We start from the raw sequence: 13,208 nt of genomic DNA, 5'->3' as shown, positions 1-13,208 counted from the left end.
CTCGACCCAGAGCCTTCATCATGTCGAGACATGGTGAAGGTTCCGGGTCGAGGCGCTAGGTTGGCTGACGGAATTCCCGTCCCCGCGGAAGGCCCGGCATGAATCGCACCCCCGACGACGACCCGTTCGCCACCGGCGGCCACGGACGTTTCCTGGACAACGGCGTCGCCCCGCCGGTCATCGGCGGGCCGCCCGCTGACGAGACCGACGAGACCGTGCGCGTCACCCCGCGGGAGGTGGCCTACGACCGGGAGCCGCCGACCTCGCCGATCCCGGCCCAGCCGCAGGGCGGGACCGCTGGGACGCAGAAGAAGCCCGGCTTCTTCGGAAAGCTTTTCGGGCGCGGCTAGTTCTCCACGACCCAGGTGAGCGTGCGGGACTCCTCGTCGGGGCGCGGGCTCCAGCGCACCGAGGTGACGACGGTGTCCTCCGGGACGACGTAGACGGTGTGCCCGCCCGCGGTCTCCCCGGACGCCACACCGATGCGGTGCGCGGGCCGGGAGGACAGCGACACCGGGGCCTTGGTGATCTCCTGGCCGTCCGCGGCGACCAGGACCAGGTAGAGGTCGGGCAGGCTGGCGAACGTGACGCGGCCGCGGTTGGTCAGTTCCGTGTGGACGACGACGGAGCGCTCGCCCGGCTGCAGGGTGTAGCCCGCCGCGGTGAACAGGTAGTCGGCGGGGTCGACGACCTCGATCAGCTTGATCGCCAGCCGCTCGCCCTCCAGGCCCTCGGCCTCAAGGGACTCGCCCGACCTGCCCTCGCGCCGGGGGCGCGCCGCGGGCTGGGTGCGGTCCACGGCGCCGGGCGGCTGGTCGCCGCGGGCCCAGGACGAGGTCTGCGGCGGGCCCCAGGTGTTGATGGCCTCGCCCAGGTCCGCGGCGGGGAAGGGCTGGCTCGGCGGGCCCGGGTACGGCGGCGGGCCTGCCTGGTGGGGGCCGCCCTGGGGCTGGTGGGGCGGCTGGTACATCGGCCGGGGGTTCTGCTGGACCTGGTGGGGACCGCTGGGCTGCCGCGTCGGAGCACCGCTCGGCTGCCCCTGGTGGGACTGCGCCTGGTGGGACTGCCCTTGGTAGGACTGTCCCTGGTGGGGCTGGACCTGGTGGGGCGCCGGGGGCTGGTGCGGGCCGCTGGGCTGGCCGACCTGGTAGGGCCCGCTGGGCACCGGACCGGACGACGGGTACTGGGGCTGCGCGGGCGGGTAGCCGTAGCCGGGCTGCGGGGCCATCCGCGCCAGCGCGGCGCGCAGGCCGTTGGGGTCGCACTCGACGCCGACCAGCAGCGGCAGGCCCGCGGCCGACAGCGCCACCAGCCGGGCCGCCACCTCGCGCGGGTCCATGCCCAGCCGGGCGGCCACCTCGTGCACCGCCGCCCGCCCCAGCTCGGCGACCACGCCGAGCAGGCGAGCGTCCACCGCATCCGTCCCGACCACGGTCCGCACGCTACCGGGTCCCCCTGGCCCGCGCGCCGGAAGCCGAGCCTCGACACGGCCCCTCACCCCGCTCGGTGATCAACCCGTCGCGCTCAGCCGCAGAGCCGGTCGCCGCCGGGGCGCGCACCACCGCTGACCCGCGCTTGGCGTCCAGCCGCGGGGCATGGCGGTCGCCGAGGTGTGCCCGTCACTGACCTGGCCGGTCAGTGTCCAGTCGCGGGGCTTGGCGGTCGCCGAGGTGTGCCCGTCGCTGACCCCGCCGGTCCGGTGTCCAGTCGCGGGGCCTGGTCGTAGCCCCGCTGACCCGCGACCTTGTCAACTCCGCGGGTCCAGGCGCTGGGCGGGGCGGCGGGGGTCGTCCACCCGGGCGGCGATGTCGGCGGTGGCCAGGGGCGCCACCTCGGCGTCGTAGCGGGCGTACGCGGGCAGTGCCCACGGGTCCGCGCCGCGCCTGGCCAGCGCCGCCGCGCTCAGGGACAGGTGCGCGGACAGCTCGTGCGGCAGGCCGCGCCCCAGCAGCAGCTCCCCGTCGACCAGCAGCACGCCGCCCTCGGGCAGCCCCACGTAGGACGCCCGGGTGGCCCGGTCGGCCGCCGCGTCCCACAGCGACGGCAGCACCCGGCCGGACCCGTCGCGGCCGAGCGGGTCCAGCACCTCCCGCCGCAGCGCCCCCTCGTCCAGCCATCCCTCGTAGCGCGCGTCGGCGTCCTCCCGGCCCTGCTCGAACCGCAGCGAGGCGGGGCGCAGGAAGTCCTCGGCGCGCACCCGCAGCACCGGCCTGCCGAGCACCCGCAGCCGCTCGCCGACCGCGTCGGCGAGCGCCGACGGGGCGGCGGCGGGGGCGCCGTCGACGAGCACCCGAACCCACCGCCGGGGCTCACCCGAGACGATCGCCTCCGCGACGTCTTCGGCGAATTTCTGTTGTGTCGTAGGGGAAAACCTCACGTCACCCGCTTCCTCGGAGTGTCGCCGCTCGACACGGGGCGGGCGCGCACTAGGCTGCCCGGGTGGCCGCTGACTCCTTCGCTCACCTGCATGTGCACACCGAGTATTCAATGCTCGACGGAGCGGCCAAGCTCAAGGACATGTTCACCGAGTGTGAGCGGTTGGGCATGACGTCGGTCGCGATCACCGACCACGGCCACACCAACGGCATCTACGACTTCTACAAGCAGGCGACCGCCGCCGGGATCAAGCCGATCCTGGGCATCGAGGCCTACCTCGCCCCCGCCTCGCGCTTCTCCAAGGACCGCATCCGCTGGGGCGACCCGTCGCAGAAGTCCGACGACGTCTCCGGCAGCGGCGCCTACACCCACCAGACGATCTGGGCGCGCAACAACACCGGCCTGACCAACCTGATGAAGCTGTCCAGCCGCGCGTCGCTGGAAGGCCAGCTCGGCAAGTGGCCCCGGATGGACCAGGAGCTGATCGCCGAGCACGCCGACGGGCTGATGGCCACCACCGGCTGCCCGTCGGGCGAGGTGCAGACCCGCCTGCGCCTCGGGCAGGACGCCGAGGCGCTGGCGGCGGCGGCGGCCTACCGGGACATCTACGGCGCGGAGAACTTCTTCGTCGAGCTGATGGACCACGGCATCGAGATCGAGAGCCGGGTCCGCGGTGGGCTCGTGGAGATCGGGCGCAAGCTCGACATCCCCTTCGTGGTCACCAATGACTCGCACTACACCTACCGCAGCGACCGCGACTCCCACGACGCGCTGCTGTGCGTGCAGACGGCCAGCACCCTGCAGGACCCGACCCGGTTCCGCTTCGACGGCGACGGCTACTACCTCAAGTCCCCCGACGAGATGCGCGCGGTCGACTCCTCCGACCCGTGGCAGGAGGGCTGCCGCAACACCCTGCTGGTCGCCGAGAAGGTCGACCCCGCCGGGATGTTCGAGTTCCGCAACCTCATGCCGCGCTTCCCCATCCCGGAGGGCATGTCCGAGGACGAGTACTTCCGCGAGCAGGTCTGGGCGGGCATGCGGCGCCGCTTCCCCGACGGCATCGATGAGGAACACACCCGGCAGGTGGAGTTCGAGATCGGCGTCATCCTGCAGATGGGGTTCCCGGCGTACTTCCTCGTCGTCGCCGACCTCATCCAGTGGGCCAAGAACAACGGCATCCGGGTCGGCCCCGGCCGTGGCTCGGCCGCGGGCGCGCTGATCGCCTACGCCATGGGCATCACCGACCTCGACCCGCTGGCCCACGGGCTGATCTTCGAGCGGTTCCTCAACCCCGACCGGGTCAGCCCGCCCGACATCGACATCGACTTCGACGAGCGCCGCCGCGGCGACGTCATCCGCTACACCACCGAGAAGTGGGGCGCGGAGAAGGTCGCGCAGGTCATCACCTTCGGCACGATCAAGGCGAAGGCGGCGATCAAGGACTCCGCCCGGGTGCTGTTCGGCCAGCCCGGCTACGCCATCGCCGACCGGATCTCCAAGGCGTACCCGCCCGCGGTGATGGCCAAGGACATCCCGCTCAACGGCCTGTTCGACCCGCAGCACAAGCGCTACGCCGAGGCCACCGAGATCCGCGAGCTGTACAAGAACGACCCGCAGGTCAAGGAGATCATCGACACCGGCCGCGGGCTGGAGGGCCTGATCCGCAACGCGGGCGTGCACGCCTGCGCGGTGATCCTCTCCGCCGAGCCGCTGATGGAGTCGATCCCGCTGTGGAAGCGCCCGCAGGACGGCTCGATCATCACGCAGTTCGACTACCCGACCTGCGAGGCGCTCGGCCTGCTGAAGATGGACTTCCTCGGCCTGCGCAACCTGACCGTCATCGATGACGCGCTGCAGAACATCGAGCGCAACGGCAAGCAGCTCACCTACGACGGGCAACCGGTCGAGGGCAACGACATCTCCCTGATCGGCCTTGAGGACAAGGAGACCTACGAGCTGCTGTCCAAGGGCGAGACGCTCGGGGTGTTCCAGCTCGACGGCGGGCCGATGCGCGACCTGCTGCGCCTGATGCGCCCGGACAACTTCGAGGACATCTCCGCGGTCGGCGCGCTGTACCGGCCCGGCCCGATGGGCGCCAAGTCGCACACGAACTACGCGCTGCGCAAGAACGGCCAGCAGGAGATCACCCCGATCCACCCGGCGCTCGCCGAGCCGCTGGAGGACGTCCTCGGCACGACCTACGGCCTGATCGTGTACCAGGAGCAGGTCATGGCCATCGCCCAGAAGCTCGCCGGGTACACGCTCGGACAAGCGGACCTGCTGCGCCGGGCGATGGGCAAGAAGAAGAAGGAGGTCCTGGACGCGGAGTACGGCAAGTTCTCCAGCGGCATGAAGGAGAACGGCTACCCCGCCGACGCGATCAAGACGCTGTGGGACATCCTCGTCCCCTTCGCCGACTACGCCTTCAACAAGGCGCACTCCGCCGCGTACGGGCTGATCTCCTACTGGACGGCGTTCCTCAAGGCGAACTACCCCGCCGAGTACATGGCCGCGCTGCTGACCAGTGTCCGCGACGACAAGGACAAGGCCGCGGTGTACCTGTCCGAGTGCCGCAAGATGGGGATCACCGTCCTGCCGCCGGACGTCAACGAGTCCGCCCGCGACTTCGCCCCGGTCGGCACCGACATCCGCTTCGGCCTCGGCGGCATCCGCAACGTCGGCGCGAACGTCGTCGAGTCGGTCATCCGCTCGCGCGGGGAGAAGGGCGGCTTCTCCGACTTCTCCGACTACCTGCGCAAAGTGGACGCCTCGGCGTGCAACAAGAAGGTCGTCGAGTCGCTGATCAAGTCCGGCGCGTTCGACTCGCTCAAGCACCCGCGCAAGGGCCTGTTCCTGGTGCACACCGACGCCATCGACGCGGTGATGGAGACGAAGAAGGCCGAGGCGGTCGGCCAGTTCGACCTCTTCGGCGCGGGCGGCGACGGGGACAAGGACGTGACCAGCGTCTTCGACGTCCGGGTGCCCGACGAGATGTGGGAGTCCAAGCACCAGCTCGCCTTGGAGCGGGAGATGCTGGGCCTCTACGTCTCCGGCCACCCCCTCGACGGCGTCGAGCACGTCCTGGCCGCGCAGTCCGACACCCCCATCGCCGCGATCCTGGAGGGCGGCATCGCCGACGGCGCGCAGGTCACCGTGGGCGGCATCCTCGCCTCGGTCAACCGGCGGGTGAACAAGAACGGCGAGCCGTGGGCCTCGGCGCAGCTCGAAGACCTCCACGGCGGCATGGAGGTGCTGTTCTTCCCCAAGACCTACGCCGTGGTGGGGATGAGCGTGCTGGAGGACGCGATCGTCCTGGTGAAGGCCCGGGTGGCCAAGCGCGAGGACCGCATCTCGCTGATCGCCAACGACCTCGCGGTGCCGGACCTCTCGGTCACCGACGCGCCGTTCCGGCTCAGCATGGCGGCCACCAAGTGCACGCCGAAGCTGGTCACCCAGCTCAAGGACGTGCTCTCCGCACACCCCGGCCGCACCGTGGTGCACCTCAAGCTGGTCAACGGCCACCGCCAGACCCTGCTCAAGCTCGACGACGGCCTCTCGGTGACGCCGTCGCCGTCGCTGATGGGTGACCTGAAGGCGCTGCTCGGGCCCAGCTGCCTGATGTGATCTTTCGGTAGCCTGGGGTTGGCGGGACCAACCCGAGGGGGTACCACTTTTGTCCACAGTGGATAGACTGCGGCTGGATGACGACTTCGTGCAGGACCCGTACGGGGAGTACGCGGCGCTGCGGGCCGAGGCCCCGGTGCGGCGCGTGCTCCTGTCCGGCGGGCTCAACGCCTGGCTGATCACCCGCTACGCCGACGTCCGCGCGGCCCTGGCCGACCCGACGATGAGCAAGAACCTCAGCGCCGCGATGGACCTGGTGCGGCGCCACAGCGAGCCGGGGACGCCGATGGGCGAGTTCTCCCCGGAACTGGCCCACCACATGCTCAACACCGACCCGCCCGACCACACGCGCCTGCGCAAACTGGTCAACCGCGCCTTCACCGTGCGCGGCGTGGAGTCGCTGCGCCCGCGCATCGAGCAGATCACCACCGAGCTGCTGGACGCGATGGCGGCCGGGCCCGCGGAGACGGACCTGTTGTCCGCCCTCGCCTTCCCGCTGCCGATGACGGTGATCTGCGAGGTCCTCGGCGTCCCCGACCACGACCGCGACGACTTCCGCGCGTGGACCTCGGTGCTGGTCTCCTCGGCTCCCCCCGCGGAGATGCAGGCCGCGGGCGCGTCGATGGTGCGCTACCTGGTGGCCCTCATCGAGGCCAAGCGCGCCGACCCGGGCGCGGACCTGCTGACCGCGCTGATCCACGCCAGCGAGGACGACGACCGCCTCAGCCAGGACGAGCTGGTCTCGATGGCGTTCCTGCTGATGCTGGCGGGCCACGAGACGACGACCAACCTCATCGGCAACGGCGTCCTGGCGCTGCTGCGCAACCCGGAGCAGCTTGACCTCCTGCGCTCCGACCCGGCCCTGATGCCCGGCGCTGTCGAGGAGTTCCTCCGCTACGACAGCCCGGTCAACCTGGCCTCGATGCGCTACACCACCCGGCCGACGACCTACGGCGAGGTCACCATCCCCGAGGGCGAGTTCGTCATGGTGGCCCTGAGCTCGGCCAACCGCGACCAGGAGCGCTTCCCCGACGCGGACCGCCTGGACGTGACCAGGGCCCCGGCCGCGCACCTGGGGTTCGGCCACGGAATCCACTACTGCGTCGGCGCTCCGCTGGCGCGGATGGAGGCGGAGACGGCGCTGGCCGCCCTGCTGGCGCGGTTCCCGGACCTGGCCCTGGCCGACGGGGAACTGCGCTACCGCGACAGCGCGATCCTGCGGGGACTGGAACGGCTGCCCGTCCGGCTGCGGTGACCGCGATGCCCGGAAGGGGGCTGCCCCCTTCCGGGCTCGCCGGACTTCGTTCCACGACCGGCGCGCGGCGGTCCGGCCGTTGGGGTCGGGGGCGCGGCTGTCGGTGTGGCATCCCGGCATCGGCCTGGCGCTTGGGTACCGTACCGGCGATGCGGGGGCGAGGAGATCGTTCGGGTTCCGGTGGGGTGGTGGCGGCACGGCTGCGGCGGGTGCGCCCTCACCTCGCGTTGGCGACCCTGCTGGGACCGGTCGTCGGGGTGGCCTCGGTGGCGGTCTCCGGCGGACCGCTCCCGCTGCTGGCGGCGCCGGTCCTGGTGGCGGCCGCGGGGATGGCCTGGGCGTGGCGCAGCCGGTTCCGCCCGCGCCGGTGGCCGTCGCGGGCCGCGGTGCTCGGCGTGGCCGCCGGGGTCGCCGCCGGGTTCAGCGTGCCGCAGGTCGCCTGGCTGGTGGCGCCGGTCGCCGCCGTGGCGCTCGGCGCGGTCGGGTGGTGGGTCGCCGACCGGGCGCGGGTGGTGGTGCTGGAGCCCTACACCCCGGAGCTGGCGGACTCCCCGGTCGAGGTGCCGTGGCAGGCGCGCGGCGCGCGGGGGCTGGAACTGGTGGTGGGCACCGACCGGATCTCCCTGGCGGGCGGGCGCTTCCGGACCGTGCGGCCCATGGTGGCGCTGTCCGGGGTGGGCGCCGTCGAGCAGGTGATGGTGGCGCGGCGGGCGACGCTGCCGGTGCCCGGGGTCGGCGAGGTGCGGGTGACGGTCACGCCGGGGCCCGCGGTGCGGATCACCGTGCCGCCGGGGGAGTGGATCGTGCCGACCGACCACGGGCGCGAGATCGCCAGGCTCGTCGCCCGGCGCAAGGTCATCGCCGGGGTGGAATAGCCTCCCGGGCGTGACCCCTGAGGAGCTGATCGCCGCCGACCGCGCCCACGTGTGGCACCCCTACGGGCCCATGCCGGGCACCCAGGACCCGCTGGTGGTCGCCGAGGCGCGGGGGGTCCGGCTGACCCTGGCCGACGGGCGCGAACTCGTCGACGGGATGTCCTCGTGGTGGGCGGCCATCCACGGCTACCGCCACCCGGTGCTCGACGCCGCCGTGACCGAGCAGCTGGGCCGGATGAGCCACGTCATGTTCGGCGGCCTCACCCACGAGCCCGCCGTCCGGCTGGCCACCACGCTCGTGGAGATCACCCCCGACCCGCTCCAGCACGTCTTCCTCTGCGACTCCGGCTCGGTCTCGGTCGAGGTCGCGGTGAAGATGTGCCTGCAGTACTGGCGCTCGCGCGGCGAGACCCGCAAGACCAGGCTCCTCACCTGGCGCGGCGGCTACCACGGCGACACCTTCCACCCCATGAGCGTCTGCGACCCCGAGGGCGGGATGCACTCGCTCTGGCGCGGCGTCCTGCCGGTCCAGACCTTCGCCGACGCCCCGCCCGCGGCCGTCGAGCACGACTACGTCGCCCACCTCGCCGCGATGATCGCCGAGCACGCCGACGACCTCGCCGCCGTCATCGTCGAGCCCGTCGTCCAGGGCGCGGGCGGGATGCGCTTCCACGACCCCCGCTACCTGCACATCCTGCGGGAGCTCACGCTGGCCCACGACGTCCTGCTGATCTTCGACGAGATCGCCACCGGCTTCGGCCGCACCGGCGCCCTCTTCGCCGCCGACCACGCGGGCGTCAGCCCGGACGTGATGTGCGTCGGCAAGGCCCTGACCGGCGGCTACCTCAGCCTCGCCGCGACCATGTGCACGACGCGGGTGGCCGAGGGCATCTCCAGGGGCGAGGTCCCCGTCCTGGCCCACGGCCCCACCTTCATGGGCAACCCGCTGGCCACCGCCGTCGCCTCGGCCTCCATCGACCTGCTCCTGTCCGCGGACTGGCAGGGCACCGTCAAGCGCGTCGAGGCCGAACTCATCGACGGCCTCGCCCCGGCGCGCGACCTGCCGCACGTGCGCGATGTGCGGGTCCTCGGCGCGATCGGCGTCGTGCAGCTCGACGGCCCGGTCGACATGGCCGCCGCGACGAAGGCGGCGGTGGACGCGGGCGTGTGGTTGCGCCCCTTCCGCGACCTGATCTACACGATGCCGCCGTACGTCAGCACGTCGGAGGACATCGCGGCGGTCACCGCGGGGGTGCTCGCCGCCGCGTCGGTCAGCCGGTAGCCGACAGCACCGACTCCAGCTCGGTGTTCGTCGGCTCGACCAGCACCCTGCCGTCGGGCAGCACGACGACCGGGATGTTGCGCCGCCCGCCCGCGAGGCCGATGGCACGGGCCTTGGCCTGCTCGTCCCTGGCGACGTCGAACTCGGTGAACCCGATGCCCGCGCGCCGCAGCCACGCCTTGGCCCTGCGGCAGTCACCGCACCAGTCCGCGCCGTAGAGGACCACTTCCCCGTTGTTCACCAGCCGACCATAACCGGTCCATGGCCCGGCTTAGGTCCATACCAATTGCCAGGTCTAGCCTGTTCCGGCGTGAGCGTGCTCGTGATCAGCGGGACAGGGACCGAGGTCGGCAAGACCGTCGTCACGGCCGCCGTGGCGGCGCTCGCGGTGGCGGCGGGCAGGCGGGTCGCGGTGCTGAAACCGGCCCAGACCGGCGTCACCGCGGGGGAACCCGGGGACGTCGACGTGGTGCGCGCGCTGGCGGGGGAGATCACCGCCGTCGAACTGCGCCGCTTCCCCGACCCGCTCGCCCCCGACACCGCCGCGCGCCGGGTGGGGATGCCGCCGGTGCGGCCCTCCGAGGTCGCCGCCGCCGCGGGCGAGCTGGCCCGCACCCATGACCTGGTGCTGGTGGAGGGCGCGGGCGGGCTGCTCGTCCGGCTGGACCCCGACGGCGGCTCGCTGGCCGACGTGGCCTGGTCGCTCGGCGCGCCGGTGCTGGTCGTGGCCACCGCGGGCCTGGGCACGCTCAACGCCGCCGCGCTGACCGGCGAGGCGCTGCGCACCCGGGGGGTGGCGTGCGCGGGGGTGGTCATCGGGTCCTGGCCCGCCGAGCCCGACCTGGCCTCGCGCTGCAACCTCGACGACCTGCCCTCGGTCACCCAGGCCCCGCTCGTGGGCGCGCTGCCCGCCGGGGTGGGGGAGCTGCCCGCCGCGGAGTTCCTCCCGGTCGCCCGGCTCGGCCTGGCGCCCGCCCTCGGCGGGGAGTTCGACGCCAAGGAGTTCGCGGGCCGCTTCCCGGCGTGAGGAACATCGCGCGTCCGTGTCAGCGGGATGCGGCAGACTGACGCGTCGAACCCCAGACCGAGGAGGACCACCGTGACGGCAACCGCCGAGCGCACCCACACCGGCGACGTGCTCGCCGTGGCCCGCGAGCAGGTGCTGGAGCGCGGGGTGGGCCTGGACGAGGCCCAGGTGTTGGCGGTGCTGCGGCTCGGCGACGACCGCATGGAGGAGCTGCTGGCGCTGGCCCACGAGGTCAGGATGAAGTGGTGCGGGCCCGAGGTCGAGGTCGAGGGGATCATCTCGCTCAAGACCGGCGGCTGCCCGGAGGACTGCCACTTCTGCTCGCAGTCCGGCCGCTTCCCGACGCCCGTGCGCTCGGCCTGGCTGGACATCCCCGGCCTGGTGAAGGCCGCCGAGCAGACCCGCGCCACCGGCGCGACCGAGTTCTGCATCGTGGCCGCCGTGCGCGGTCCCGACGAGCGGCTGCTCTCCCAGGTCCGCGACGGCATCAAGGCGATCAGGGAGTCCGGCAACGACATCCAGATCGCCTGCTCGCTGGGAATGCTCACCCAGGAGCAGGTCGACGAGCTGGTCGCCATGGGCGTGCACCGGTACAACCACAACCTGGAGACCGCGCGCTCGCACTTCCCGCAGGTGGTCACCACGCACACCTGGGAAGAGCGCTGGGACACCCTGCGGATGGTGCGCGAGGCGGGCATGGAGGTCTGCTCCGGCGGCATCGTCGGCATGGGCGAGACCGACGAGCAGCGCGCCGAGTTCGCCGTGCAGCTCGCCGAGCTGGACCCGCACGAGGTGCCGATGAACTTCCTCATCCCGCAGCCGGGCACCCCCTACGAGCACTACGAGCCCATCGAGGGCCGCGCCGCCCTGCGCGTCGTCGCCGCCTTCCGCCTCGCCCTGCCCCGCACGATGCTGCGCTTCGCGGGCGGCCGCGAGCTGACCCTGGGCGACCTGGGCGCGGAGCAGGGGATGCTGGGCGGGGTCAACGCGATCATCGTCGGCAACTACCTGACCAACCTCGGCCGCCCGGCCCAGCGCGACCTCGACATGCTGGCGGACCTGCGCATGCCGATCAAGGCGCTGAGCGACAGCCTGTAGGAGCCCCATGTTCTGCGTCCACTGCGGCAAGCCGGGGTCCGAGGGACCGCACACGGCCTGCCACACCCCCAGGGCCGCCCTCGAACCGCCCCGCTACTGCGCCTCCTGCGCCCGGCGCATGGTCGTGCAGGTGACCCCGGTCGGCTGGAGTGCCCGGTGCAGCAGGCACGGCGACACGTCGAGTGCTGACCTGCACCCGACGGCGTAGGGGCTACGCTCCGTTCGGGTCGGGTGGGGTCGGCATTCGGAGGCTTTGGCGTGGCGCAGCATCGGTTGGAGTCTCGATCGGACGACGAGGCCCAGGCCGCTGCCGTCGCCCACCCCTGGCTCACCGAGGAGCCCCCGCGGGTGGTGGTCAAGCGGGACCTGCTGCCCGCCGTCAGCGTGCTGTCCTCGATCGCGCTGCTGGGGATGGTCGTGGGCTGGCTGTGGTCGCGGCTGGCGCCCGGGCAGCTCTCCGCCGTCGCTGAGGGCGGCGAGTACATCCCCCTGCGCGCGGAGAGCCACCACCGCTTCGAGGACTTGGCCGTCTTCCTGCTCCTGTCGCTGGCCGCGGGCGTCATCACCGGCACGGCCGTCTGGCTGCTGCGCGAGCGCAGGGGGCCGGTCATGCTGCTCGCGGCGACCGGCGGCTCCGCGCTCGCCGCGTGGCTGGCCACCCAGGTGGGGGTGTCCTGGGCGCAGGCGCGCTTCGCCGTCACGACCACCCCCGAGCTGGGGGACGTGATCGCGCTGGCGCCCCGGCTGGAGTCGGCCTGGGTGATCGTGGCCTGGCCGCTGGGCACGGCCCTCGCCTACGGCATCGCGGCGGCGTGGAACGGGCACAGCGACCTCGGGCGCCGTCTGGGCTAGGACCTGTCCCCAGACCCCGATCCCGACTCTCATCGACCGGGGTCTGAGGACAGGCCCTAGGCCGTGCTCCACACCTGGAACACGGCCTAGTTGAGGTTGATCGGGGTGGTGAACTCCGAGGGCGGCGCGGGCACCGCCCGCAGCGTCGTCAGCAGGCCCGTCTCCCGGTTGAGCAGCCGCACCACCATGCGCAGGCGGTGGATGGGGCGCGTCTCCTCCAGCAGCCGCTGGCGGTCCTCCAGGGTCAGCAGGCAGTCCGCGGCGATCACGTGCGCCAGCTCGCAGACGTCGAGGTCGGCGTCGGGCTCCGACCAGTCCTCGTCCTGCCAGGCCGCCTCGCAGTAGCGGCGGTGGGCGGCCCTGGCCGTCTCGGCGAGGGTGTTCACCGACGCCGGGGCGACCTCCGGCTGCGCGATGTCCGGCAGCCACTCGATCGTGCCCAGCAGGTAGGGCGCGCTCGTGTGGTCGAGGTCCAGGAGCCGGAACCGGCGCCCACCGGTGGTGATGATGTCGTAGCGGCCGTCGGGCAGTCGCTTGGCCTGCCGCAGCGCCGCCGTGCAGCCGATCTCGCGCAGCTGCGACACATCGGTCACCTCGTGCTCGCCCGCGGGCCGCATGGCGACCACGCCGAACTCCCGGCCCGGCACGGTGCCGGTCACCAGGTCGACGGTCAGCTGCCGGTACCGCGGCTCGAAGATGTGCAGCGGCAGGCTCGCTCCCGGCAGCAGGACCGCCTGCAGGGGGAATAGCGGAAGCGAATCAGGCACTCGACAAAACTACGACGAAGCGGCCCGCTCCGCTCTTCGATTCTCGGACCGG

Annotated in this window: 13 protein-coding genes; 9 read left to right on the top strand and 4 right to left on the bottom strand. The window is 72.6% G+C overall.

Annotated elements, in window-relative coordinates:
- The first annotated feature begins 98 nt into the window (after positions 1-98).
- A complete protein-coding gene (locus ACTG9Q_RS30415) occupies positions 99-350 on the top strand; it encodes a hypothetical protein (RefSeq protein ID WP_455576378.1) in 252 nt (83 codons plus the stop codon).
- Here the strand turns inward: ACTG9Q_RS30415 and ACTG9Q_RS30410 are convergent.
- Together ACTG9Q_RS30410 and ACTG9Q_RS30405 are read right to left on the bottom strand one after the other, a co-directional pair.
- The gene (locus ACTG9Q_RS30410) at positions 347-1,432 is read right to left on the bottom strand and encodes an AsnC family protein (RefSeq protein WP_455576377.1); all 1,086 of its coding nucleotides are present in this window, start codon (positions 1,430-1,432) and stop codon (positions 347-349) included. The two genes, ACTG9Q_RS30415 and ACTG9Q_RS30410, sit on opposite strands and share 4 nt — an antisense overlap.
- A gap of 315 nt (positions 1,433-1,747) precedes the next feature.
- Complete coding sequence (locus ACTG9Q_RS30405) at positions 1,748-2,377, bottom strand: uridine kinase (protein WP_455576376.1); 630 nt, start codon at positions 2,375-2,377, stop codon at positions 1,748-1,750.
- 62 nt (positions 2,378-2,439) lie between these two features.
- Here ACTG9Q_RS30405 and dnaE point away from each other — a divergent pair, with 62 nt between their 5' ends.
- From dnaE to ACTG9Q_RS30385, 4 genes are all read left to right on the top strand, one after another.
- Positions 2,440-6,000 (top strand): DNA polymerase III subunit alpha, encoded by a 3,561-nt coding sequence (dnaE, locus tag ACTG9Q_RS30400; protein ID WP_455576375.1) that lies wholly within the window; start codon positions 2,440-2,442, stop codon positions 5,998-6,000.
- Between the two features lie 49 nt (positions 6,001-6,049).
- A complete protein-coding gene (locus ACTG9Q_RS30395; RefSeq protein ID WP_455576374.1) occupies positions 6,050-7,255 on the top strand; it encodes a cytochrome P450 family protein in 1,206 nt (401 codons plus the stop codon).
- 188 nt (positions 7,256-7,443) lie between these two features.
- Positions 7,444-8,130: a hypothetical protein gene (locus ACTG9Q_RS30390; RefSeq protein WP_455576373.1), complete on the top strand. Its 687-nt coding sequence runs from the start codon at positions 7,444-7,446 to the stop codon at positions 8,128-8,130.
- A gap of 10 nt (positions 8,131-8,140) precedes the next feature.
- Positions 8,141-9,412, top strand: a complete 1,272-nt coding sequence (locus ACTG9Q_RS30385) for an adenosylmethionine--8-amino-7-oxononanoate transaminase (protein ID WP_455576372.1) — start codon at positions 8,141-8,143, stop codon at positions 9,410-9,412.
- On the opposite strand, the gene ACTG9Q_RS30380 is transcribed toward ACTG9Q_RS30385, so the two are convergent.
- Complete coding sequence (locus ACTG9Q_RS30380) at positions 9,402-9,653, bottom strand: glutaredoxin family protein (RefSeq protein WP_455576371.1); 252 nt, start codon at positions 9,651-9,653, stop codon at positions 9,402-9,404. The two genes, ACTG9Q_RS30385 and ACTG9Q_RS30380, sit on opposite strands and share 11 nt — an antisense overlap.
- 69 nt (positions 9,654-9,722) lie before the next feature.
- On the opposite strand from ACTG9Q_RS30380, the gene bioD reads away from it, so the two are divergent.
- The 4 genes from bioD to ACTG9Q_RS30360 all read left to right on the top strand — a co-directional run bounded on the left by bioD (position 9,723) and on the right by ACTG9Q_RS30360 (position 12,389).
- Positions 9,723-10,439 carry a dethiobiotin synthase gene (gene bioD, locus ACTG9Q_RS30375; protein WP_455576370.1) on the top strand — a complete coding sequence of 239 codons (717 nt, stop codon included), beginning with the start codon at positions 9,723-9,725 and terminating at the stop codon, positions 10,437-10,439.
- A 72-nt stretch (positions 10,440-10,511) separates the two neighbouring features.
- Positions 10,512-11,537 (top strand): biotin synthase BioB, encoded by a 1,026-nt coding sequence (gene bioB / locus ACTG9Q_RS30370; RefSeq protein ID WP_455576369.1) that lies wholly within the window; start codon positions 10,512-10,514, stop codon positions 11,535-11,537.
- A gap of 7 nt (positions 11,538-11,544) precedes the next feature.
- Positions 11,545-11,745 carry a biotin synthase auxiliary protein BsaP gene (gene bsaP / locus ACTG9Q_RS30365; protein ID WP_455576368.1) on the top strand — a complete coding sequence of 67 codons (201 nt, stop codon included), beginning with the start codon at positions 11,545-11,547 and terminating at the stop codon, positions 11,743-11,745.
- A gap of 65 nt (positions 11,746-11,810) precedes the next feature.
- The gene (locus ACTG9Q_RS30360; RefSeq protein WP_455576367.1) at positions 11,811-12,389 is read left to right on the top strand and encodes a DUF2567 domain-containing protein; all 579 of its coding nucleotides are present in this window, start codon (positions 11,811-11,813) and stop codon (positions 12,387-12,389) included.
- Between the two features lie 86 nt (positions 12,390-12,475).
- On the opposite strand, the gene ACTG9Q_RS30355 is transcribed toward ACTG9Q_RS30360, so the two are convergent.
- The gene (locus tag ACTG9Q_RS30355) at positions 12,476-13,156 is read right to left on the bottom strand and encodes an LON peptidase substrate-binding domain-containing protein (RefSeq protein WP_455576366.1); all 681 of its coding nucleotides are present in this window, start codon (positions 13,154-13,156) and stop codon (positions 12,476-12,478) included.
- Positions 13,157-13,208: the final 52 nt, after the last annotated feature.

It is taken from the genome of Actinokineospora lacus (assembly GCF_053813445.1).
This window is presented reverse-complemented; position numbering and strand designations above follow the sequence as displayed.